This window comes from Metabacillus sp. 22489, assembly GCF_052044855.1.
Lineage (GTDB): Bacteria > Bacillota > Bacilli > Bacillales > Bacillaceae > Metabacillus > Metabacillus niabensis.
In genome coordinates, this window is record NZ_JBQENT010000002.1 from 140,815 (window position 1) to 164,282 (window position 23,468).

Consider the following 23,468-nt stretch of genomic DNA (forward strand, 5'->3'; position numbering starts at 1 on the left):
GGCTCACCACCCACCCTGCGGAAAACGAGTACTGCATGAGGAAATCAACCACGAACGACTACACTTTAAAAAAGAAACAAAGATTGTGAAACAGCCAAATTGAAAAAGGTTGCCAACTTTTATTCGGTTTGGCAACCTTCTCTTTTTTTGTCCACGCTCAGTTACCAAAGTGTGATGCTCTAAATCCTTGTCCCAATTTTTCCAGTTTAATTGAAAGGTTCCTAAATGATTTTGATACACATAATTCTTAAAATCGATCATGATTGTCTCCTCATATTCCAAGGCACGCTAAATGGAATCGTTGTACCAGCTTTGTATTGGAATATCATATAATTCAAGAATGTCCCCTTCTGCAAAATATTTTTCTAAGTAAACGAAAAAATATTTTTACCTAGTCCAGTCACTTCGTACACATATGGCAATGTAATGATCGGCTTTATTATTTCAATCCAGTATTTATCAGCTTCTGAAATTCGTACAATTATTGTAGCATTCAATTTCAACTGGTAACTCGAAAGGTCTTGGTGATGCTAAAATTTGAATGCTCGACATATTCCCACCTTTTCTGTTTCATTATTCCTATTAAGCTTCCTTTGTTACTAACAATATATAATTCTCTTGAATTTTTCCACATAAATGACAATAATATGGTTTAAAGGACTATTTCGGAATTCGAAATAATATCAAACGAAAAGGGGATTATACTTATGTCCACTGCCACAGTACAAAAACAGCCTGTTCCATATTCGAAGGACACAGGTACGGTTTACAACATTTTATTTATTATTGGCTTATGTCATCTATTAAACGATAGTATCCAATCCGTTATTCCTGCGATGTTTCCGATTTTAGAGGACTCAATGGGGCTAACCTTTACACAGCTTGGATTCATTGGCTTTGCATTAAACATGGTCTCATCCGTCATGCAGCCAGTTGTTGGCCTATATACAGATAAACGTCCGATGCCCTATGCCCTTCCGATCGGCTTAACCTTTAGTATGCTCGGGGTGTTAGGACTTGCATTTGCCCCTTCCTTTATTACGATACTGCTATCTGTAATATTTATCGGACTAGGCTCAGCTGTCTTTCATCCTGAAGGCTCGAGAGTGGCTTATATGGCTGCAGGAAAACGCCGCGGCTTAGCTCAATCAATCTATCAGGTAGGTGGAAATAGCGGTCAGGCTCTTGCACCGCTTATAACCGCGCTTATCCTTGTCCCATTTGGCCAATTCGGTTCGATATATTTTACGATTGTTGCTGCAATAGCCGTTGTCTTTTTAGTCTATATTGCAAAATGGTATTCTAGTAGATTACAAGATTTACAACCTACCCGGAAGCAACAAACTACTAGTAAGGTAAATTCAAATAATAGCTCTATTACTAAGGCAGTAAGAAATGCACTGCTTATCATTATCTTCCTTATTTTTGCTCGATCATGGTATGGAAGTGCGATATCAAATTTTTATACCTTCTATGCGATGGAAAAATACCATTTATCAATAGCCGAGTCACAAATTTATATCTTTATCTTTTTATTACTTGGTGCAGTCGGTACATTTTTAGGTGGACCGTTAGCAGATAAATTTGGCAAGAGAAACGTCATTATTGTCTCCTTGCTTGCAACAGTACCACTTACCATTCTATTGCCTTTTGTTGGTCCAACCGTTTCACTGATTGTGTTAGCGTTGATCGGTCTAATATTAATGTCTAGCTTTTCAGTAACAGTTGTTTACGCTCAAGAGCTTGTCCCTGGAAAAATTGGTACGATGTCTGGTTTAACTGTTGGCCTCGCATTTGGAATGGGCGCTATTGGCTCCATCGCTTTAGGGGCGTTAATTGATTTTATCGGATTAACACCGACAATGATTTCTATTTCATTTTTACCTTTAATTGGTATTATTGCATTTCTTTTACCAACTGATCGGACGCTTTTAGAATGGCAAAAAGGAAAATAATACCTATATTGTAAGTATTTTCATGGATTTTTAATCTAATTGTAACCTACGGGGCCCCTTTCTATGTTATAACTAGTTAAGAGAAAGGGGTTGCTTTATGCGAGCTTTAAAGCGAACAATTGCCACACTTATGATTCTTTTATTATCTTTACCTATTTCCTATGTGGCAAATGCAGCATCAACTAATGACACTTTAAATAGTGCAGAGAAACAGCTAGAGCAGAATCAACAAACCATTCTTCAAAAGGAAAAAGAACAGCAAGCTGTTGATGAAGAAGTCAAAGAGATTCAAGAAAATGTCCAAGCTATTGAAGCAGAAATCTCTAAAAATGAACAAAGTCTATCAGATGTTCAAACAAAAATAACAGAAATTCAACAAATCATAGAGGAAAAGAAAGAGCAAATTGTCCTGCTTCAAGACAAGGTTTATGCTCGCGAAGGCATTATGGAGCAGCGTCTAAAAGCATTGCAGCATAGTGATCATACAACGATTGTCATTGAAACTCTCATCAACTCTGACAGCATTGGGAATTTCTTTGAAAGAATCGGTGCAGTTACAACACTATTAAATGCCGACAAAAAAATACTCGATGAACAAGAGGCTGACCTAAAACAAATTGAAGAAGATAAGAAAGAAATAGATATCCAAGAGCAACTATTAATTAATCAACAAGTTGAGCTTGAATCAAAAAAGGCAACGCTAGAAGAAAATTACACAAAACGAACTGAAGCGCTCGTAAAAATGCAAGAGAAATATACGAAGCTAGCTTCTGAAATAAGCCTTGCTGAACAGGAAAAGAGTAAAATCCAATCACAAATTAGCTCAATTCAGGAGCAAATCAAAAAAGAAGAAGCTGCTGCAAAGGCTAGAGCTGCTGAACTAGCTAAAGCGAAAAAGGCAAAAGAGGAAGCTCGTGCACAGCAAATAGCTGAGCCACCAGTTACTAAATCACAATCTAAACCTAAATCTTCTTCTACAACTAAAACTAAGGGTTCATCTAATAATAATTCAGCTAAAGAATCATCTAATGATTCATCAAAGTCTGGCAAGGAATTATATGTAACAGCAACTGCATATAGCCATGAAGATACGAAAAGTGATGTTACGTATTTAGGCTACAATATTAAAGAAAATCCAAATATGAAACTAATTGCTGTAGACCCTGGTGTTATACCACTCGGCTCAAAGGTATGGGTTGAAGGTTACGGAGTTGCGATTGCCGGTGATACTGGTGGAGCAATTATCGGTCATAAAATCGATGTCCTGATGCCTAACAAAGCAAAAGCATTACAATGGGGCCGCAAAACTGTAAAAATTATCATCTTAGATTAATCATACAAAGAACAATCCTTCGTGGGTTGTTCTTTTTTGTTTGCAAGCTCATTAATTTCATATGAAAGTATTCCTTCATTTTTGAAAGTTTTTCCTGAAATTCGAAAGTAACTCCCATTTTTGAAAGTACTACTTGAAATTGAAAGTATTTCTCCATTTTTTGAAAGTATTACTTAAAATTCGAAAGTATTTTCCTCTTTTTGAAAGTATTCCCTAAAATTCGAAAGTATTTCCCCATTTTTAAAAGTATCCCCTACAAAATTGACCATCTCTCATCGAAGTCTTTTTTCTCTCCCAATGCATAGAATTGCAGAGTTTCGATATCTTAAGAATAGCGAAACTATAAGGAGTTGAATTGCATGGATAGAGACGTTACCCCTCATTTTGACGGTGAAAAGGAATCGATTATCAATGATCCATTATCAACTGAAAGCACTCAAATGGGAGTTGAAGTAACTGCTGATCCAGAGTTCTCCGATGAACAAAATCCATTTCATCACCCCTTTCACCAAAACAAATCTATGGCCTCTTTTGAAAAATTAACTAGAGGCAAAAAGATCGAAAAGTAAAAGGAGCTGTTACTATGGCAGATTGGAATGAGCAAGCTGCACCTAATAATAATTTACCATCGAAAACAATTCGCACATCAAAGCTTGTTAAATCCGAAAAACAGCAAATGAGCGAGAATTCTAGCAATAAGCGCAAAAAATCATGATAAGGCTGCCTTCAACTGCAGCCTTTTTAAGCTTATCGTACGTAAAAGGTACACTGGCTTCAATAGGAGTCCTTAAGAAAATCATAAAACTTATGCTTCATTTCCCGCCGTTTTTCAATGATAAGTGTATTGTATAGTACACTATAAAAATAACCTTCAAAGGTAGACTGAATTTTACCTAGCTTTTTCGCAAAAACAGTTTGTTTAAAGGCATATACAACTTGATCAATAACATCTGTTAACTCCTTTTTCAGCTTCATTTTGCTGTAAACAATCAACACTCGCTTCCAAAGACGATATATATCAACCACATGAAAAAATGGTTTTGCTGCAGCTACAAATTGTTCTGGAACAGAGTCTGGTAAAAAGCTTTCATCTAGCTGCTCCATTGACGGCTCCACATTCCCTTCTTTTACGTTATTAGGTTTTATTTCTTTCTCACAGAGTGAGCTTTGCTTATTCTCTGTTTTATTAGCAGTGACACATGGAGTGTCAGCATGCGGTGACAGATTATGTTTTAACGATTCAATTGATGGAAAGTCTTGAAGTATTAAGATGTTTACACCACGTTTTCCATTCATTCTTGCCGTCGGGATCTTTTTAATAAGTCCAAGTTCTCCTAAAGCTTTTACTGCTCGGATCGCTGTCCGACGACTTACATTTGCCTGCTCTGCAATATAGTCATATTTTGCAAATGAAACGCCAATTACTTTCACAGAATGTCGCCAAATTTGCATTAGAACGGCCATAGTTCCTTCTGATAGCTCCGCTTTATGCTTATATAAAAATCCGCGTACCGCATTGTCCATTTCCTCTACTGTTGCAAATGATTGATATTTTTTTATAGTTTCATAATTGAATTTTTCCATTACTGTATTCTCTCCCTTAATTAAATTGACAGTATATGTACTAAAACTTCTGTCATTTTTTATATAGGGAAAGAGAAGTGCTAGAGTAGCGTCTTATTTTAAAAATTTTTCAAGGAAATAAAAAAAGTCCCCATTAAGGAACTTTTCACTGTGATATTCACTTCAATTAGTATGGTAAAAGAACTTCGAATGCCGTTCCTTTCCCCACCTCACTCGTTACATGTATCTGGCCATTATGCTTTGCGATAATATTATAACAAATCATTAAACCAAGACCTGTTCCATCCTCTTTCGTCGTATAGAAGCGTTTTCCAATCTGTTGAAGCTGTGCCTCTGACATTCCTTGCCCTTCATCCTGAAAAACAATTGAAAGATAATGATTTTTCTTCTTTACCTGTATGTAGATAGTACCCTCTTTTTTCATAGTCTCTATTCCATTTTTCAATAGATTGATAAATACTTGTTTTAATTTATTTTCCTCACAATGAATTGAAGCTGCTTCTAAGTCTTTTTCATACTCCATTATGATTTCTATGTTGTAAAGTACCGCTTGCGTATTAGCAATTGTTACAACTGTATCGATTAAATGAATGACCTTACATGGCTTAAAGTCCATTTCCTTAGGCTTTGAAAGTAAAAGTAATTCTCCAACGATGGCATTTATACGATTTATTTCAAGCAGCATAATTTCATTATATGTATCTTTATTTTTAGTTGAGCCTGCTGACAATTGAAGAAAGCCTTTTAAACTTGTTAATGGATTTCTAATTTCATGGGCAATTCCTGCTGCTAATTCACCTAATACTGATAGCTGTTCTGAATGCTGTAATTTTCTTTCACTTTCGAGAAATTTTGAGATATCCTTAATAAAATGAAATTCCTTTTGTTTTGAGTTTTCAGTTTGAATCCTGTTGCTAATAACCTCAATATCAATTTTCTCGCCATTCGAACAATGCAATATCCCTAACTGACTTTGCGGTAATACGGATTGATCGTCTTCAAATTCTTCCTGCCCATCTTTTAATGTAATAATATGATAGAGGTCTTTACCGAGTAATTCACTTCGATTAGGAATACCGATAAAATCTGCTAAAGCTGAATTGAAATCCGTAATTCTACCATTTACTGTCTGTACTACTGGAAAAGGGATTCGCTGTAAAGAAAGAAAACTGCTATCTTCTTGTCTTTTATTCTTTAAAAATAAGATGATTTGCACGAACAAAAAAAGTAATATGATAGCAATAAACAGATATTGTACATGAAATAGAATACTTATAATTCCGATACCCCCAACTAAACAATTTGTTATAAGGTAAACCCTGTCTTTATCCTGTACTATTTTTTTCAACACACAGTACCTCCTTGTTGTCTATTGACTTAAATCATCTTCTTTAGAAAACACTTCAGTTCCCTAGCAAGCTCTATTTATCGATTTCTTGGAGTGTGGTGAGACTAAAAAACATAATTTTTACAGTGGTGGTAGACAAAATAAAAGCCCAACCCCTTTAGTAAAAAGAAGTTAGGCCATATGTGACGTCATTCTGAATGATTCACAGCATTTACCTATCATTAAATATTAATCCCATTAACGACTTATCCTCTTTAAAATTCCAATCAATGAATATGTCGGCAATTCTTTTATTAAACAAATCGACAAAATTACCTTCTCGATGGAAATAAGTCTTCTCAAGCTCATCCTTTGTCATCTTAAGCTCTTCACCAAACCCTCTATCGATTAGAGCTTTTTCAATCGGTATTAATATACCCTTTCTTTCGACAAGCAAAACCTGATTTGCTAAAAAAAATAAATTTATTTCATCAGGGATCTTTTGTACAAGTTGACTGATTCGGGCAATATTCGCTTCAAACCTGCCGATATCAAATGACAATTGTTCATTTGATGTATGAATTTGGTTTTCTAATACAAAGATTAATAGTCCAGAGTAATTTGGCAAATTCCAGTCATGGTACGTTTCAGCGACATCCTCCTGAAATATAACATGAATGATGCCCTTTAATTCTTCTAGAATCGGCTTAATGATTGCATTTCTTAAGATTTCAATATGTTCAGATTCACCTTGTTTTAATAGCTCCTCCTCCATTGGAGACAAGAAACCACGAATATATACGACAAGATAGTTTTCATTAGCAAACGTCTGACATGTCCTTGGACCTCTTCCAAACCTTTTTCTTAGGAGTTTACTCGTATAACTACTTATTGAGCTAAGTTGATCCTGAAATTGCATATAAACACTTCTTTCAAGCTCGGGAACGAAAATAATTAATGCCTCTAAAGGATGAACTATTTTAGAGTTTTCATTCATATAAAGACATTAAAGCTTATGTATAGAATTTTCTTAACTTGATTCGTTCCCTTTTTTCCTTAGTATGTCTTAATCTGCTAATTTTTATTAGCTAAAATAATTATGTATGATAAAAAACAATCATTCCTCTATCCTTTTTAAAATCTAAAAAGACAAAATGATCGTCGATTGCCGCTCGCAAAGCATGCTCAAACAAACGTTTATTTTGTTTATATTCGCCCTTTAATTCATTGCTCCATTCAATTAATAACTCCACATACCCCTTTTCATATAAAGCATGCTCGATTTTTGACATGAAGCCAGAGTAGATAATATACGTAACCGTTGACGTTTGCGAGACATGATTGATTTGAACCTGGGTATTATGGACGTTTGAGCATATTTTTTTTATCGAATTCACGCTTTCATTTCCCTCTAATGAGTGCTCTACTGTCTGAGTGAAATGCTTGTCTTTTGTTAAAATAATTAACCCTGTATTATGCTTAAAGCTCCAATCATAACACATTGATGTATAGTCTATATTAAGCACCCTTTTGACCTCTTCTTGAATTTGCTCGAAAATTGCATCAAAAATAATCATCCGAGACTTATGAGCAAGGTGTTCTTCATTCTTTTTTATAAGCACTTCTTCAACAGGAGTGATAAAGTTCTTAATATTGATAAACATCATGTCATCAGTAAGAAACGTATAACAGGCTGCTGGACCTTTACCAAAATTCTTCTTTAATATTTTGCTAATGTAACTATTTAAGTTTGTAATATCTTCATAATTATATTTTGTTTTTATCATCTATCTTATACCCCCATCAATAATCGGAGCTTACTAGTAATTTATGGCTGTTGTAATGTTTAAGACTTCACTTCAACATCATTCTGACAAATTACAATTTTAAGCAATAAAAAAGGCCTAACCTCAAAAACTGAAGTTAGGCCACGGAAAGACTTGTTAAATTCTTCCATTTACCGATCTATTTTTTATGAATAATTTTTATATGATTTATTATCGTAAAAGAGACTAAAGTAAATTAATGACTGCTAGACATTAATCAAAAATATTCTAACATAAATAACCCTTTAAAACAAATAGCAGTGTTAATTCTAGAAAATTATCATGCATGGCTATCTCGTAATGCTTCAACTTGCTCCTTAGTAGGGAGAGAGGAAATTGCTCCCTTTCCTGTTGTTGTAATCGCTCCACATGCGTTTGCAAATGAAAGAATATCTTGATGAAAGTTTTTTAGAATTTCCGATAAATTATTTACGAAAGCACCTTTTTCTAATAGCTTGGACAAAAATCCGCCGATAAAGGCATCACCTGCTCCTGTCGTATCCTGTACAGTAACTTGGAAGCCTGATGAAGTAAAATGCTCGTTAGTAGCTAAGTAGAGCTCTGCACCTGCTGAACCCTTCGTATAGATGACCGCCTGCACATTCCCTACGAATAACGATTGAATAGCAAGAGCTTCATCCTCTATTCCTGTAATAAACGCTAATTCTTCATCAGATATTTTTACAAGATTTGCTTCTGGAAGAAAGTGAAGAATCGTTTTTCTGCACTCTTCACTGCTCTCCCATAAAGGTAAGCGAACATTTGGATCAAAGCTGATGATTGCCCCCTGTTTCTGTGCTGAACGAATAGCCTTTATGTGAGCATGCTTCATTGGGCTTTCAACTAAATCTACTGAGCAGAAATGGAGAATATCTCCCGAAGAAAACCACCCTTCATCAATTTCGTTTTCATGTAGCAGCAAATCAGCAGATGGTTTACGATAAAAGGAAAAATCTCGTTCCCCGTCTTCCTTTAAGGAAACAAACGCTAATGCGGTATTCGCTTCCTTTGTACGATAAACATAATCTGTGTTAACGCCAACCTCTCTCAATGTTTCAACAAGAAAATCCCCAAAGGCATCTGTACCAAGCTTCGTAATCATTGAAGCCTTTCCACCTGCCTTGACTACCGCAGCTGCCACATTCGCGGGAGCACCACCTGGAGCTCTTTCAAATGAAACAACATCCTTCAATGCCTTTCCTTTATGTTCAGGAATAAAATCAATTAAAAGTTCACCTATTGCAAATAATTTAGCCATTTCGCTTCCCCCTTATGATAAATCCCATTTTTCAGCAACAATGCTTGCTTCACCATCATTTACAAAAATACGAATTTCATCACTATCTGCTTGAGGAAAAATTCGACTTGTAAACACTTCTTCTCCATCATTAATAAAAATTTCTACAGATGAAATATCAACAAATATGTGAAGCTTTACACATTGTTCTAACGTACAGCGACGCACGTTCCCGTATTCTTCACCAACTGACTTACCTGACTTGCTTCTATCAAGCTCGATTGTTTTTTCCTTTACTTTGTATTCAACAACAGTCTTTTCATTTTCTTTTGCTCGAAGCTCAACACCGACAGACTTTGCATTAAGTGCATTTATTTCACATATTAGCTCAAAGGCAGTCCCTTTGAATGGGGTAATTGTCTCATTTTTTATTGTTGTTCTTATTGATTCTTTCCGTTTTCTCCTCTTCGCCAATTCCTTTACCGGTTGTTGAATGAGTTTATTATCCTTTAAAGTTAGTTCTCTCGGAAGTGTTAAGCAATGAGCCCAGCCATTTTCATCTGTTGGATAATCTAGCTCCGGTAACCCCATCCATCCAACTAATATTCTTCGTCCATCAGGTGTAAGCATTGTTTGTGGTGCATAAAAATCAAAGCCACGATCGATTTCAGTAAAATCACCGTGTGAAAATTTTAGCTGAGGTATATTAAGCTTATCACCTATTAAGTAACCAGATTGATAGATATTTTGATAGCTATTACCTTGTGGGGATATACCTTGAGGTGAAAAAACAAGAATTCCCTTATCATCAAGCTCAAAATAATCGGGACATTCCCACATATAACCAAATGGCTGTAAATCTGTTTTTACTTCACCTAAAAACGACCAGTTTTGTAGATTCGCTGATTCAAATAGGACGACACATCCAGTTTTATCTTCTTTTTGTGCACCAATCACTGCATAATAATGCTCTCCTTTTTTGAATAGCTTCGGATCTCTAAAGTGGTCGGTATAACCATCTGGAACACCAAATATGACCGGATTGGCTTGTTTTGAAATCTCTCCATCCTTGTTCATAATCGCAATGACCTGATATGGTGTTCGTTCCCAATTGTCATTTCTTGTATTTCCAGTATACATTAAATATAGCTCGTTATCTTTCACAATGCCACTGCCTGAATAAGCACCATGACTGTCATAAAAATGATCAGGCTTAATTGCAATCCCAACATTCTCCCAGTAAACTAAATCCTTTGATTTCGTATGATACCAATATTTCAAGCCATGTACAGGCCCAAGAGGAAACCATTGATAGAACAAATGGTATTCACCATTGAAGAAGGAGAAGCCATTCGGATCATTTAATAAACCTGTCGGTGGCTGAATGTGAAATGTTTGCCTCCATTGGCAATTTTCCACCCTTTCTCTCAGTTCCTCCATCGTTTCCTCACTTACATTCTCAAGTCTTTGGTATCTCATCTCTTTCGTCCATTCCATGGTCAAAACTCCTCTATTGATCTTACTTTTAACTAAAATAATCGCTTCCGTATGAATGAATAGGGGAGAATCTACATGATTCCCCCAATGTTTTACCTTATCCTTGTTTTTTCATTGCTCGCTTCCCTAAGATGATCGTGACAATAAAGGCAACTGCACATGAAATAACCATTCCAATGATATAATAAATAATCGATCCAGGCTTAATTGAGATAATCCCTGGAAGTCCCGCAGCTCCTAAAGCAACAGCTTTAACGTGGAAAATCGCGAGAAAACCTGAGGCAATGGCAGAACCAATAATTGCCCCGATAAACGGATATCGTAGCTTAAGGTTTACCCCAAATAATGCAGGCTCCGTAATTCCTAAAAGCGCGGAAAGTCCCGCAGCTGAGGCAATCCCCTTTAATTTTGCATCCCGAACTAACAACAATACTGCTAATGTCGCTGCACCTTGAGCAACATTTGACATCGCAGCTACCGGAAAAATAAATGAGCCTCCTGATTTCGCAAGATCTGCAAGCAGTTGTGTCTCTACTGCGATAAAGCTATGATGCATACCTGTAATAACAATTGGTGCGTAGGCAAGTCCGAAGATAGCTGAACCGATAAAACCAGTTGTATCATATAACCAGATAAGTCCGTCTGATAATAAATTCCCAGCTGTGCGCGTAATTGGACCAACGATTGTAAATGTTAAAAGTCCTGTAATAAAAATTGAAAACAACGGTGTTAACAAATTATCTAATGATGATGGGGTAATCTTTCGGATATTAACCTCAATCTTTGCTAATAAAAAGGATGAAACTAAAACAGGTAAAACTGTTCCTTGATAACCAATTTTTGCAATTTCTAACCCAAGAATATTCCAATAAGGAATATCTCCATTCGCTAAAGCCTCCCCATAAGAATTACCATTTAACAAATCAGGATGGACCATGAGCATACCGAGTGTTGCCCCAAGAAAAGGATTTCCACCAAACCGCTTTGTTGCAGAAAATCCAATTAATATCGGCAGGAAAACAAATGCAGCATTAGCAAATGTATTAATCATTGCTGCTAGGTCAGCTAGATTTGGATTTGCATCAACTAATGATTTTCCTTCAATAAACAAATCCTGTGCTGTCAGTAAATTATTGATCCCCATTAATAATCCACCGGCAACGATTGCTGGAATAATTGGAACAAAAATATCAGATAGCATTTTGACAAAGCGCTGCAATGGGTTTAGCTTTTTCGAACCAGCATTGCTTACATCCTTTGTTGACATTTCCTCTATCCCCGTTAGCTTCGAAAGCTCTTTATAAACCTCATTAACAATACCCGCGCCTAAAATAATTTGATATTGGCCACCTGTTGAAAAGGTTCCTTTTACAATATCCATTCCATCCAATTTCGCCTGATCAATTTTCCCCTCGTCATGTAATACGAGTCGTAATCTTGTAGCACAATGAGCAGCAGCAGATAAGTTTTCCTTTCCGCCTATCGCATCAAATATTTGCTTTGCAGCTTGTGAATAATCCATTTTTCTCACCCTTCCTCAGATATAGAACCGGTTCCACAATTGAACAAAAAAATGTAATTCAATTGTGTACCGACTTTTACGAAATATGGTACCGGTTCCAAATTACAATAAAATGAAAACCATACTGGAACCGGTTTCAGGTAAAGTATATAAAGATTAGCGAATTTTGTCAACACTTTCACGAATAATTAATTCAAAGCCTGAAATTGTCAGCTTCTCAACTTCTTCCTGATGAACAAGCTTCACAATGCTGTTCGCGGCAAGAACTCCTGCCTCTTGATAGAAAAATTGAGCTGTGGTTATGCCGGGGTGGATAATTTCTGTTATATCATAGCCGCCAAAACCCGTTATCGACAAATCCCGAGGAATTGTTAGTCCCTCCATTTGCGCTGCCTTCATTATTCCTAATGCAATATTATCTGTTGCACAAACAATTGCTGTTGGATGATATGTTTGATAAAGCTGCGGGAAAATGTGGACTGCTTCCTTTAAGCTAAAGCTCGTTTCCACATAATGAATTTCACAATCCTCCTCCTTTTCTGTCGCTCTTTTAAATCCTTCCTTACGTTTAACACCTACTGCGATATCTTCCTCTGTTACTCCTAAATAAACAATATTTTTATGCCCTTGTCCGATCACATATTTGCCAATTTCATACCCAGCCGCTTCATCATCATGTATAAGACTGTAACACTCATCCCTTTGCTGTCCTACTAGAAGAACAGGAACATTAACATCTGCAAAAACTTGAAGATGTCTTTCTGTTACCTTTGTTGCTAATAAAATAATTCCTGCAACCTTTTGATTTGCCAGGCTGTAAATACTCTCAATTTCACGTTCTAAATCCTGGCTTGTATTCGAAATAATAAGCTGATAACCCCGCGCTTTTAGCTCCTCATCAATCCCAATTAACGTTTGGGAAGTAGCATATGAATTTAACCTTGGCACAATTGTTCCTATAATATTCGTTTTCTTTGCCTTTAAGCTCCGAGCAAAGGTGTTTGGAACATAGCCTGTTTCTTTAATAACCTGCTCGATTTTTCGACTTGTCTTATCACCGATTGGTCCACCATTTAAATATCTCGACACTGTGCTTTTTGCAACACCTGCTAATTTGGCAATTTCTCCAATTGTCACCGTCATTTCTAAACACTCCAACCTCAGTTTGCTCTAGTACTATCAGTATATATGATTTCTCCTCTCTTTATAAACCCATTTAAGCTATTATTATCTGAGTCGTTTACCTAAAAAAGCTTATTCCTTATTTACCCGCAACCTTTCATGGACATTGTTGCATTTTACTTCGCTGTTGTTTTTAGTTGGATTTCAGCACGAATACTCGTTTTCTACAGGGGGATGGCGGTCCACCTTTAAGGTAAACACTTACGGGATCTCACCTATTTCACGCATCCTGCAGCAAGTAGCTGCAATTAACCTTTAAGCAAAATCAGCCTTTTTGAAAAGATCCATTATAAAAAAAGAAGACGCCAGTTAGATTTTACCAGCGTCTTCCATCTATTTTATACAGGTACCGCAACAAAAAACTCATTATACAATGCTTGAACTGCACGCTTTTCCTGAGCTTCCTTCACTCCGAACATCATGCTAACCTCTGATGAGCCTTGGTTAATCATTTCAATGTTGACTCCAGCATTCGCAAGCGCTTTTGCTGCACGAGCTGTTGTCCCAACATTATGTCTCATGCCTTCTCCAACAACCATAATGAGGACAAGATTATGTTCAATAATCACTTCATCCGCATGCAATTCATTGATAATTCGCTTCGTAATTGCTGCTTCAATTTCTTTATCCATTTGATTTTGTCTTAGGATAACTGTGACATCATCAATTCCTGAAGGCACATGCTCATACGTAAGACCAAAATCCTCTAAAATTTGCAGCAGTCTACGGCCGAAGCCAATTTCCCGGTTCATTAAATATTTGCTAATGTAAATGCTGCAAAAGCCTTTATCACTCGCGATTCCAATGACCGGTCCGTTTGTATTTGCCCGCTCGTTGACAATTCTTGTCCCAGGGGCAGTAGGGTTGTTCGTATTTTTCACATTGACAGGTATTCCTGCTCGAAAGGCAGGAATTAATGCTTCATCATGGAAAACAGAAAATCCCGCATAAGATAGCTCTCTCATTTCACGATAAGTAAGCTCACTTATTTCCTTTGGATTTTGAACAATAGTAGGATTTACTGAATAAACTGCATCAACATCTGTAAAGTTTTCATATAAATCCGCCTTCACACCATTGGCAAGTATCGAACCAGTAATATCAGATCCGCTTCTTGAGAATGTTAATACATCACCGTTTTTATTATGGCCAAAAAAGCCTGGAAACACGATAATTCCTTCACGATCGCGAAGCTTATATAAATTATCATATGACTCCGGTAAAACCTGAGCATTGCCAGGTTCATCTGATACGATTAAGCCCGCCTCTTTAGGACTAACGTATTGTGCTAATACTCCGCGATGTTGAAAGTATGCAGCAATGAGCTTTGCATTATTATCCTCACCGCTTGCTTTAATAGCATCTAAAAAGCGATCAGGCTTTTCTTTATTTCCATTTAATAATGCCTTTAAATCACGGGAAATTGTGTCTATGATATCAAGGGAAATCTCCAGCTCCTTCGCAATGCTTGCATATCGTTCAATAATCGTTGCAAATTCACTCTCTATCTCTTCTCCTGCTAATACCTTTTCCGCACAATCGATTAGTAAATCCGTTACCTTAATATCGTCTGAAAAACGTTTTCCTGGCGCTGAAACAACGACTACCTTTCTTTCAGGATCTGAGACAACGATTTGAAATACTTTCTTTAGCTGTTCTCCAGATGCTAATGAAGAACCCCCAAATTTAACAACCTTCATTTCTACAACTCCTACTATTTTTAATTTTCAGTCAAATTTTGTTTCTAATTATCTCTTTTTTTGATTGAATAATCAAGAGTTTTCTTCCCATAAGGAACATTTGTCTTTTTATAGTAGACATTTTTCTTTTCCATTCATAGTATATGTCAAAATGACAGGACAATGATCAAGATTGTTTCTATCATATAAAAAACCTCTCTAAGATAGAGAGGTTTCACCACATGTATTAGGAGTCCCTCTCTTATCTGTCAAAACCAAAATTGATTTTGCAGGAATTAGCACCAATTCTACGTATAGAACGGTTGCTGGGCGTCATCGGGCCAGTCCCTCCGCCACTCTTGATAAGAGATATTTAGAATATCCATTTAAGAAAGAATAAATTTACTTTAATCTTGAACATGGAGAATGTCAAGAACAATTGAACCTTGGGGACTGTCCCCAATATTAAATATCTACCTTTACTTGTTTTTTCGCTGGCTTATTGAGCACTAGCGGCATGACGAGCAGTACACCTAGCAGCATAAAAATCGCGGAAATTTGATAGGATATCGTTAAGCCGAATAGTTGCTTTAAAACACCAGCTAGCCCCATCATAATGACCATCGCTCCCATAAATAATGGTGTCATAATTCCATTTACACGACCTACAAACGCTTCCTCTGCATTTGTTAAAATCATCGTATTAATACTGATTTGAATCGCAGGCATCATGAGACCACAAAAGAATTGAGCAGCAATGGATAGCCATAATATATTTGAAAAACCGATTATCGAAATCATTAAGGCGTTGATAATCATCCCTGCAGCAAGCATACGAATTGGTGAGATCTTTTTCGATACAGCTAATGCGATACCACCGCCAATAATCATCGCAACCCCATTTACCGCCATAAACCATTGAAGAAATTCCTTATCCATATGTAGCTGCTGTGTAACAATAAATATCCCTAATGGCTGAATTAATCCTATCGCTAACCCCGCGACAAAGAAATTCGCCCCTAAGATTGTTAAAAAGCGATTGCTTACTACATATTTAAATCCTTGAACAAGCTCTTGAATGACCGTTGTTTTTTCTCTAGAAGCTTCCACTACCTTATCAGCAGGTAAAAACATGAGAGCAAATGCCGAAAGTAAAAACATCACACCAGTAATCGCAATCGAAATTGTAATCCCAAAATTCCCATAAATAATCGTACCGATGACAGGACCGATAATCATAAATAACGCAAACATCGTTTGGTATATCGACATCCCCATTTGTAATTGGGCTTCAGGTACATGCACCTTAAACAGCTTCATTCCTGATGGCTGAGAAAACTGTGACAAAATGGAGGAGATTAGCATAGCAAAAAAGACAACCTGCCAAGTTCCGACAACAAGAGTTAGCAAAACCGCAAAAACAGAAATGGAGCTTAAAATATCGCACCACACCATCGTTCGTTTCGGCCTCCAGCGGTCAGCAAACGTACCACCTATAATTGAGAAAATAAAAATCGGGGCATATTCTGCCACTGAGATTAACGAAACTGCAAAGGGATCTTCATTTGTTTGTTCCATAACAAATAATAAAACAGCAAAATTTCTAATCCAAATACCTAATTGCAAAAACAATCCTGAAAGTAATATGGCCCTTACGAACCGATTGCTAAGAAAATCTTTGAATGCTGACTCCTGACTCATTTTCCATCCTCCACTTATTCATCTATCCAAAGGTAAACACCATTGCACGATATTATCATAATTCCACTATATCCAAAAAATTCCTACTAAATCAATTCATCTTTTTAAAATTCTCTTAAAATGAATAAAATTTAACTTTGTGTGCAGAATGAGTTATCATGCAATTATATGAATTTTACTAATGAAATTAACCTTTTTCAATTCTATTGGTATAATGATATGCAGAACTTATTTTTACATAGTAAAATTGGTTTTAAAAAGATGGAAGTGTAGATCATTTGGCATCATTATTTCATCTCTTTAAACAACCTCTATAAAGAAAGGTTTGATTTGAATTGGAACACAACTCCTCAAACTTTATTAAAAGTATTATTAAAGAGGATCTTGAAACTGGTAAACGCGACTATGTATATACTCGCTTTCCACCAGAACCAAACGGATACTTACACATCGGTCATGCGAAATCAATTGTAATCAACTTTGGACTAGCTGATGATTTCAATGGAAAAACAAATTTACGATTTGATGATACAAACCCATTGAAAGAAGATACAGAATATGTTGAGGCAATTAAAGAGGATGTAGCATGGCTAGGTTATGAATGGGATGGCTTATTCTTTGCTTCAGATTATTTTGAAGAAATGTATAACCGTGCATTACTGCTCATCAAGAAGGGCAAAGCCTATGTTGATGATTTAACAGCAGATGAAATAAGACAATACCGTGGAACATTAACAGAGCCTGGTAAAGAAAGTCCGTATCGCAATCGTTCAATTGAAGAAAACATCGATTTATTTGAAAGAATGCGCAAGGGAGAATTCGGAAATGGTGAAAAGGTGCTCCGTGCCAAAATTGATATGGCATCACCTAATATTAATCTTCGTGACCCTGTTCTTTACCGTGTATCTCATGCGACACATCATAATACTGGTGATACGTGGTGTATTTATCCGATGTATGCTTTTGCACACCCACTTGAGGATGCAATTGAAGGAATCACACATTCATTATGTACAACTGAATTTGAAGACCAACGTCCACTTTACAACTGGGTTATTGAGGAATGTGAGATGGAGCATAAGCCTCAGCAAATCGAATTTGGTCGTCTAGGCATTACAAATACTGTCATGAGTAAACGTAAGCTAAAACAGCTTGTTGATGAAAAATTTGTTGACGGCTGGGATGATCCACGGATGCCGACAATTTCAGGCTTACGTCGAAAAGGGTATACACCTGAAGCAATTCGTGAGTTTGTAAAACATACAGGTGTATCAAAAGGATCTGGTTTAGTAGATGAAGCAATGCTAGAGCACTTCGTCCGCGAAGATTTAAAGCTAAAAGCACCTCGAACAATGGGAATTTTAAAGCCTTTAAAGGTTGTCATTACGAATTACCCTAAAGGACAGGTTGAGATGCTTGATGCAGAAATTAATCCGGAAGTTCCTGAAATGGGAATGCGCCAAATTCCATTCTCTCGCGAAATCTATATTGAGCAAGAGGACTTTATGGAGGATCCACCAAAGAAATATTTCCGACTTTTCCCTGGTAATGAGGTCCGTCTAAAGCATGCTTATTTCATTAAATGTGAGGATGTCATTAAGGACGAAGAGGGAAATATCGTTGAAATCCATTGTACGTATGACCCAGAAACAAAAAGCGGCACAGGCTTTACGGGTCGAAAAGTAAAAGGAACAATCCATTGGGTAGAAGCTTCACAAGCAATCCCGGCAGAATTCCGCTTATATGAACCGCTAATTTTAGATAAGCAAGATGTAGAAGATGAAGACAGTGAAGCAGATGTGGAAGAAGAAAAAACGTTCCTTGATTATGTAAATGAAAATTCATTGGAGGTTTTACAAGGGTTTGTAGAGCCAAATATGAAGGAAGTAAAGGCACATGATAAATTCCAATTTTTCCGTCATGGCTACTTTAATGTAGACCCAAGACATTCAACAGACGAGAAAATCGTCTTCAACAGAATTGTATCTCTAAAAAGCTCATTCAAGCTACCGAAATAAATAGTGAACATAAGCGCAAGCTCCTTCAACTAGCCTCGAGGGGCTGGGTTGCTCGAGCTTGATGTAAAAAAAAAGGGTCAGTCCCCACACTTTCGTAGGGACTGACCCTTTATTTGATTGGAATGGAAATTTGAAATGTAGTACCTTCCTCTGTACTATTAAGTAATTTAATCGATCCTTGATGGTTTTCGATGATCCTTTTAACAATCACTAACCCTAAGCCTGTCCCATTTTCTTTAGATGTAGAAAATGGCTCAAACATCGTTTCACGTACTTGTTCTGGGATACCAGGACCATTGTCCATCATATATATTTTGTAGAAATTGTCATCTACTTGTGACGTAATAGAGATTTTTCCCTTTCCACCCATTGCCTCGATACTGTTTCGAATCATATTATGAAATACTTGCTTTATTTGCTTTACATCGACATTTACTGGAGTTTGATTTAGTTGGATTGAAAAATGGATATCCTCTGATGACTCAACGATTAAAGGTAAAAATTCCTTTATAATCTCTTCAATATAGACCTCTTTCGTAATTGGAGCACCTGGCTTTGATGTTAATAGCATTTCTTCAATAATAACATTGATTCGCTCAATTTCCTTCATAATCAGTGGTAAGTGAAACTGGTCTTTATTACTTTCTGATAATGATTGATTCATCAAAGATAAAAAGCCATGGACAACAGCAAGCGGATTTCGAATTTCGTGTGCAGCATCTGCAGCCATCTCCCCAACAAGAGCTAGCTTTTCTGATTGGTGCATCCGTTTTTCTAATTCCTCAGTCTCTGTAATATCGATAAAATTAATGACTCTTCCGATTGTATCCTGCTTTTGGTCAACTAACCCGACTTGAGAGACTAATAGAATTCGTCTCTCATCGTTGGCTTGAAATGTTACCTTTGTATGCTTATACGATTCTTTAGCAGCAACAATTTCCCAGAACTCCTGATTCTCACCTTCTGCTTTTGTAAATAAAAAGGTTTTCACCTGTTCTTCATCAAGGTTTAGCAAATGCTTAGCTGTATTATTTAATGTAATATCCCTTTTTTGATCATTGAGCGTTATTATTCCGACTGATAATGAATTCAATATTTGTTCTCGGTAGTTTTTATCATTTAAAATCGTATTAAACGAATCCTTCAATCGACTCGACATTGTGTTAATTGAATTCGTTAATTGTCTAAGCTCGATTTGATCATTTATTGATCCAAGTGACATACCGTAATGCCCTTTAGCAATTTTATCAACCTTGCTGATCATGTTTTCAATTGGCTTCGTAATGTTAGCGCTCATTCGATAAGAAACAATAATAGAGAAGAAAACAGCCCCAATCGAAAGGCAAATGAGCAGCCATAAGGACCCTTTAATGATCTCGGAAAAGGAGCTTGATTTACGATTTAAATTTCCAATGGATTTATTCTTTTCTACGATAATCTTATCTTGTAACTGATCAAGCTTCGGAAGAAATTCTGTTTTTATATAATCCTCAGCTGAAGCATGATCATTTACATTCAACAAGCCTCCAACTCTATCATCTAAATCAAAATCTAACAAATCAATCTCACTCTTAATTTTTTTTAAGCTACTTGGCAGTTCCTCTCCTTCCGTCTCTTCCTTAACATCCGCAACATATGCTTGATATTCTGCTATAAAGGTACAGCATGAATTGGATTTTATAGAGCTCGTTACAATATGCTCCCTTATCGATAGCTCCTCACTAAATTTTGATAACCAGAGCAGCTCGGGAATATTCTCCTCTTGAATGTTATTACTAACTTTTGTAATATCCTCAATTGAGTGAACGAGGATCAGACCGAAACTACTATATAAAAGTGTAATAAAAAGGAGAACTGTGATAATTTTCAATCGAAATGTCATATTTCCTACTAAATCCCTCATCACAATTCCCCTCACTTAGTTAAATTTTAACTCACCAATTTTGTATTTCATTCTTTGGTCTTTTATATATTCAATATCCTCTTCATCAAACATTGGTCCAAATGGAGCTAATTCATAAACACCATGACTACTATTAAGCATTCTTCCTCCTGGTGGAATGCCCTCTTCACTAAAATAATCATTCATAATTGCGATATATGCCTGTGAAACATCGTTCATTACACTTGTTAATACATAATTTTTCCCCATATATGATTGATCGTCAAGATATCCAATTACATAAATACCTTCTTTTTTTGCTAGACTAATAACATCACGATTATATAGATTTCCCTTACTATATATTACATCGACACCCTCTGCTATTAGCTCTCTCATAATTTCTGTCGCCTTTTTACCATTATCCCGATCCCCAACAACTCTATAATAAAAGGTTGCATCAGGTTTATAGTGATGAAGAGCATTTTCAAATTCTGGATTTATGTCTCTACTCTCTATAGAATCGATTAAACCGATTTTATTTGATTTTGTCACTAATGTTGCAGCTAAGGCAGCAAAATACTCGATTTCACCTTGATCAAATGTATAGACGGCTTGATTTTTATATTTTGCATAACCATGGATCGTAACAAATTTAATATCTGGGTAAGATAGAGCTAGCTTTTCGAACGAAGGAGAGAATTCCCGACCATGTCCAATAATAACTTTTGAACCGTTATGAATCGCTTCAGTAACAGTTTTCATTATCGATTTTTTTGTCGAAATTCCACTATAAATAGCTACAGTAACTGGAAATTTTTCTTCAATTTTTAATTTTCCCTTGTATGCTAAGCTTCCCCAGCTTTGATCTGTTAAAGTTCCTGAAGCGATAATTGTTACTTCCGGCCTTTTTATGTTATGAATATTTGATACTTCGATTTCCTTTATTATCCCTTTTGTTTTCAAAATCATTGTTCCAATAATAATGATAACAACAATCACGGTGAAGGTGGCTATCATTCTATGAAGTTTTGATTGCTGCATCGCCTTTTCTCCCCTTAAAACAGTTCCATTATCCTATTCCATTATAGCGAACAAATATGTTATAAGCTACAAATTTCTAAAAATTTCTACATTCTTCGACAAATTCTACTATTATCATCTACTATCTATTATTCGTAGTAATCCCTTAAGTATAGGCATAGAAAAACCCAGTAATTGACTAAATCACTGAGTTTAAAGGCATCATTCATTTACTTCAAAGATGTTAACCAAATCTTTAATTGCTGCATAAGTTCCTCATGTATCGGCGCTGTTGCTCCTTGTTTGTACTGTTTCATTAAGTTTAAAACTGTTTTTTCACCTTTAAATTCTTTTAGCATATGATTCATATTTTTAATGATTACAGTCTTAATCGTTTCATTTCCTAGATCTTCAACGACTTTTAAATCATCGACATTTGCTTGAACATCCTTATCACCCGTGACTGCAAGTATCGGGCATGTGGCATGCATTAAATCATGAAGAACCTCTTCTGTACGATAACGAAAATGCTCCCGAAACCATTTTGCAGGCATCCTTTTCAATTTGTACTTCACGAAATCAGTTGTCGATTGTTCCATTTTGTTAAAGAGCGCATTAGTCTGATTCAAGATTTTATCTTCTTTTACAAGAATTCTTAATAGCTTCCCTTTCAAGCCTCTAAGTCGTTTAATTTCTTCGAGCATTTGCCGGTTTTGATAAATTATTGGATCCTTTAAATTTGTTCCTGCCCCAGCAATTAAAATTAATCCAGCAACAGGCATCGTTGCATTAACCTTTGTTGCTAAGACACAGCCTTCACTATGGCCCAGTAGTATAATTTTATCTGGATCAACTTGTGGGTGCTGTTTCAAGAAGGTGATCATCGTCTTTATATCGTCGACTAATTCTGTCATTCCTGTCTTGAGCAGGTCACCTTCACTTTCACCGACTCCTCTTTTATCATATCTTATCGTGATAAAATCTAATTCAGTCAGAAAATGTGCTAAGTCTTTATATAAGTTCGTAACAAGTGACGGCTTTTTCATATTCCCATCCCTGTCTGCACCGCCTGATCCACTAATGATGATAATAGCAGGATACCTGGCTAATCCTGAGGTAGGAATAGCAACGGTTCCCTTGAGCATGACATCACCTTTTACTTGAATCTGTTCCTCTCTTAATCTCCCCATTAAATTGTTGCCCCTTTTCAAATAATGTTATTATTATCAATAATGATAACATTATTTTTGTTAAAGAAATAGCCTTTTTAACAAGACTAGGAGCAGAAGTTATTCAGGGCGGCATAAAGAGATTCTTTGCTTAATCCTCATCCTTTATATCAATGTCCTCAGGTATAGGCTCTTTCATATACTCATCATATAATCGTTTATATTTCTCTAATTGCTCAAAATGAGTTTGAAATTGATCTTTATAAATTAAATATTGCTCCCCGTCAAATAAAGCTCTAATCTTCTTTTGAAGGACTAAGCTTCTCACGATTTCCTCGGGTAATGACAAATATTCTGCAGTTTCTTGAATCGTTAAATACATCTGATTCACCTTACTTTTTTCACCAATTATATCATATGTTTATGAAAGGAATGAGAAAAACACGTGCACTTTAAATCAAAAGGCACGTTCTTTCTTTTCATTCACTTGTGTTGTAGTTACAGAAAGAAGCTAGGCGCTGTAAAAAGCAGAA

General features: G+C 36.2%; 19 protein-coding genes and 1 riboswitch. Of the genes, 5 read left to right on the plus strand and 14 right to left on the minus strand.

Annotated elements, in window-relative coordinates:
* The first annotated feature begins 707 nt into the window (after positions 1 to 707).
* From ACTJJ9_RS01960 to ACTJJ9_RS01975, 4 genes are all read left to right on the plus strand, one after another.
* On the plus strand, positions 708 to 1,955 hold the full coding sequence (locus ACTJJ9_RS01960) for an MFS transporter (RefSeq protein WP_145581070.1): 1,248 nt from the start codon (positions 708 to 710) through the stop codon (positions 1,953 to 1,955).
* A 97-nt stretch (positions 1,956 to 2,052) separates the two neighbouring features.
* On the plus strand, positions 2,053 to 3,288 hold the full coding sequence (locus ACTJJ9_RS01965) for a 3D domain-containing protein (protein ID WP_095300510.1): 1,236 nt from the start codon (positions 2,053 to 2,055) through the stop codon (positions 3,286 to 3,288).
* 359 nt (positions 3,289 to 3,647) lie between these two features.
* The gene (locus ACTJJ9_RS01970; protein WP_145581071.1) at positions 3,648 to 3,857 is read left to right on the plus strand and encodes a hypothetical protein; all 210 of its coding nucleotides are present in this window, start codon (positions 3,648 to 3,650) and stop codon (positions 3,855 to 3,857) included.
* 14 nt (positions 3,858 to 3,871) lie between these two features.
* Positions 3,872 to 4,003, plus strand: a complete 132-nt coding sequence (locus ACTJJ9_RS01975) for a hypothetical protein (protein ID WP_255451818.1) — start codon at positions 3,872 to 3,874, stop codon at positions 4,001 to 4,003.
* Between the two features lie 59 nt (positions 4,004 to 4,062).
* On the opposite strand, the gene ACTJJ9_RS01980 is transcribed toward ACTJJ9_RS01975, so the two are convergent.
* From ACTJJ9_RS01980 to ACTJJ9_RS02025, 10 genes are all read right to left on the minus strand, one after another.
* Complete coding sequence (locus ACTJJ9_RS01980) at positions 4,063 to 4,872, minus strand: helix-turn-helix domain-containing protein (RefSeq protein WP_145581072.1); 810 nt, start codon at positions 4,870 to 4,872, stop codon at positions 4,063 to 4,065.
* A 166-nt stretch (positions 4,873 to 5,038) separates the two neighbouring features.
* Positions 5,039 to 6,220 (minus strand): ATP-binding protein, encoded by a 1,182-nt coding sequence (locus ACTJJ9_RS01985; protein ID WP_440768422.1) that lies wholly within the window; start codon positions 6,218 to 6,220, stop codon positions 5,039 to 5,041.
* A gap of 211 nt (positions 6,221 to 6,431) precedes the next feature.
* Positions 6,432 to 7,118 (minus strand): Na-translocating system protein MpsC family protein, encoded by a 687-nt coding sequence (locus ACTJJ9_RS01990; RefSeq protein ID WP_170944348.1) that lies wholly within the window; start codon positions 7,116 to 7,118, stop codon positions 6,432 to 6,434.
* A 178-nt stretch (positions 7,119 to 7,296) separates the two neighbouring features.
* Positions 7,297 to 7,986 carry a Na-translocating system protein MpsC family protein gene (locus ACTJJ9_RS01995; RefSeq protein ID WP_145581075.1) on the minus strand — a complete coding sequence of 230 codons (690 nt, stop codon included), beginning with the start codon at positions 7,984 to 7,986 and terminating at the stop codon, positions 7,297 to 7,299.
* 319 nt (positions 7,987 to 8,305) lie between these two features.
* Positions 8,306 to 9,283 (minus strand): carbohydrate kinase family protein, encoded by a 978-nt coding sequence (locus tag ACTJJ9_RS02000; protein WP_145581076.1) that lies wholly within the window; start codon positions 9,281 to 9,283, stop codon positions 8,306 to 8,308.
* Positions 9,284 to 9,295: 12 nt separating this feature from the next.
* Positions 9,296 to 10,759 carry a sucrose-6-phosphate hydrolase gene (locus tag ACTJJ9_RS02005; protein WP_145581077.1) on the minus strand — a complete coding sequence of 488 codons (1,464 nt, stop codon included), beginning with the start codon at positions 10,757 to 10,759 and terminating at the stop codon, positions 9,296 to 9,298.
* A 97-nt stretch (positions 10,760 to 10,856) separates the two neighbouring features.
* Positions 10,857 to 12,281, minus strand: coding sequence for a sucrose-specific PTS transporter subunit IIBC (locus ACTJJ9_RS02010; RefSeq protein WP_145581078.1), 1,425 nt, complete (start codon positions 12,279 to 12,281; stop codon positions 10,857 to 10,859).
* A gap of 156 nt (positions 12,282 to 12,437) precedes the next feature.
* Positions 12,438 to 13,424: a LacI family DNA-binding transcriptional regulator gene (locus ACTJJ9_RS02015; RefSeq protein WP_145581079.1), complete on the minus strand. Its 987-nt coding sequence runs from the start codon at positions 13,422 to 13,424 to the stop codon at positions 12,438 to 12,440.
* A gap of 377 nt (positions 13,425 to 13,801) precedes the next feature.
* Positions 13,802 to 15,163 (minus strand): aspartate kinase, encoded by a 1,362-nt coding sequence (locus tag ACTJJ9_RS02020; RefSeq protein ID WP_145581080.1) that lies wholly within the window; start codon positions 15,161 to 15,163, stop codon positions 13,802 to 13,804.
* A 238-nt stretch (positions 15,164 to 15,401) separates the two neighbouring features.
* A riboswitch (SAM riboswitch) is annotated at positions 15,402 to 15,511 on the minus strand.
* A 96-nt stretch (positions 15,512 to 15,607) separates the two neighbouring features.
* Entirely contained in the window at positions 15,608 to 16,843 is a 1,236-nt protein-coding gene (locus tag ACTJJ9_RS02025; protein ID WP_145581081.1) for an MFS transporter, read from the minus strand.
* 335 nt (positions 16,844 to 17,178) lie between these two features.
* Here ACTJJ9_RS02025 and ACTJJ9_RS02030 point away from each other — a divergent pair, with 335 nt between their 5' ends.
* Complete coding sequence (locus ACTJJ9_RS02030; RefSeq protein ID WP_145581082.1) at positions 17,179 to 18,861, plus strand: glutamine--tRNA ligase/YqeY domain fusion protein; 1,683 nt, start codon at positions 17,179 to 17,181, stop codon at positions 18,859 to 18,861.
* Positions 18,862 to 18,970: 109 nt separating this feature from the next.
* Here ACTJJ9_RS02030 and ACTJJ9_RS02035 read toward each other — a convergent pair whose 3' ends face one another.
* The 4 genes from ACTJJ9_RS02035 to ACTJJ9_RS02050 form a co-directional block, all read right to left on the minus strand.
* Positions 18,971 to 20,764, minus strand: a complete 1,794-nt coding sequence (locus tag ACTJJ9_RS02035; protein ID WP_145581083.1) for an ATP-binding protein — start codon at positions 20,762 to 20,764, stop codon at positions 18,971 to 18,973.
* A 15-nt stretch (positions 20,765 to 20,779) separates the two neighbouring features.
* The gene (locus ACTJJ9_RS02040) at positions 20,780 to 21,787 is read right to left on the minus strand and encodes a BMP family ABC transporter substrate-binding protein (protein WP_145581084.1); all 1,008 of its coding nucleotides are present in this window, start codon (positions 21,785 to 21,787) and stop codon (positions 20,780 to 20,782) included.
* 209 nt (positions 21,788 to 21,996) lie between these two features.
* Positions 21,997 to 22,956 (minus strand): alpha/beta fold hydrolase, encoded by a 960-nt coding sequence (locus tag ACTJJ9_RS02045; RefSeq protein WP_145581085.1) that lies wholly within the window; start codon positions 22,954 to 22,956, stop codon positions 21,997 to 21,999.
* Between the two features lie 130 nt (positions 22,957 to 23,086).
* Positions 23,087 to 23,317, minus strand: coding sequence for an excisionase family DNA-binding protein (locus ACTJJ9_RS02050; protein WP_145581086.1), 231 nt, complete (start codon positions 23,315 to 23,317; stop codon positions 23,087 to 23,089).
* Positions 23,318 to 23,468 lie beyond the last annotated feature (151 nt).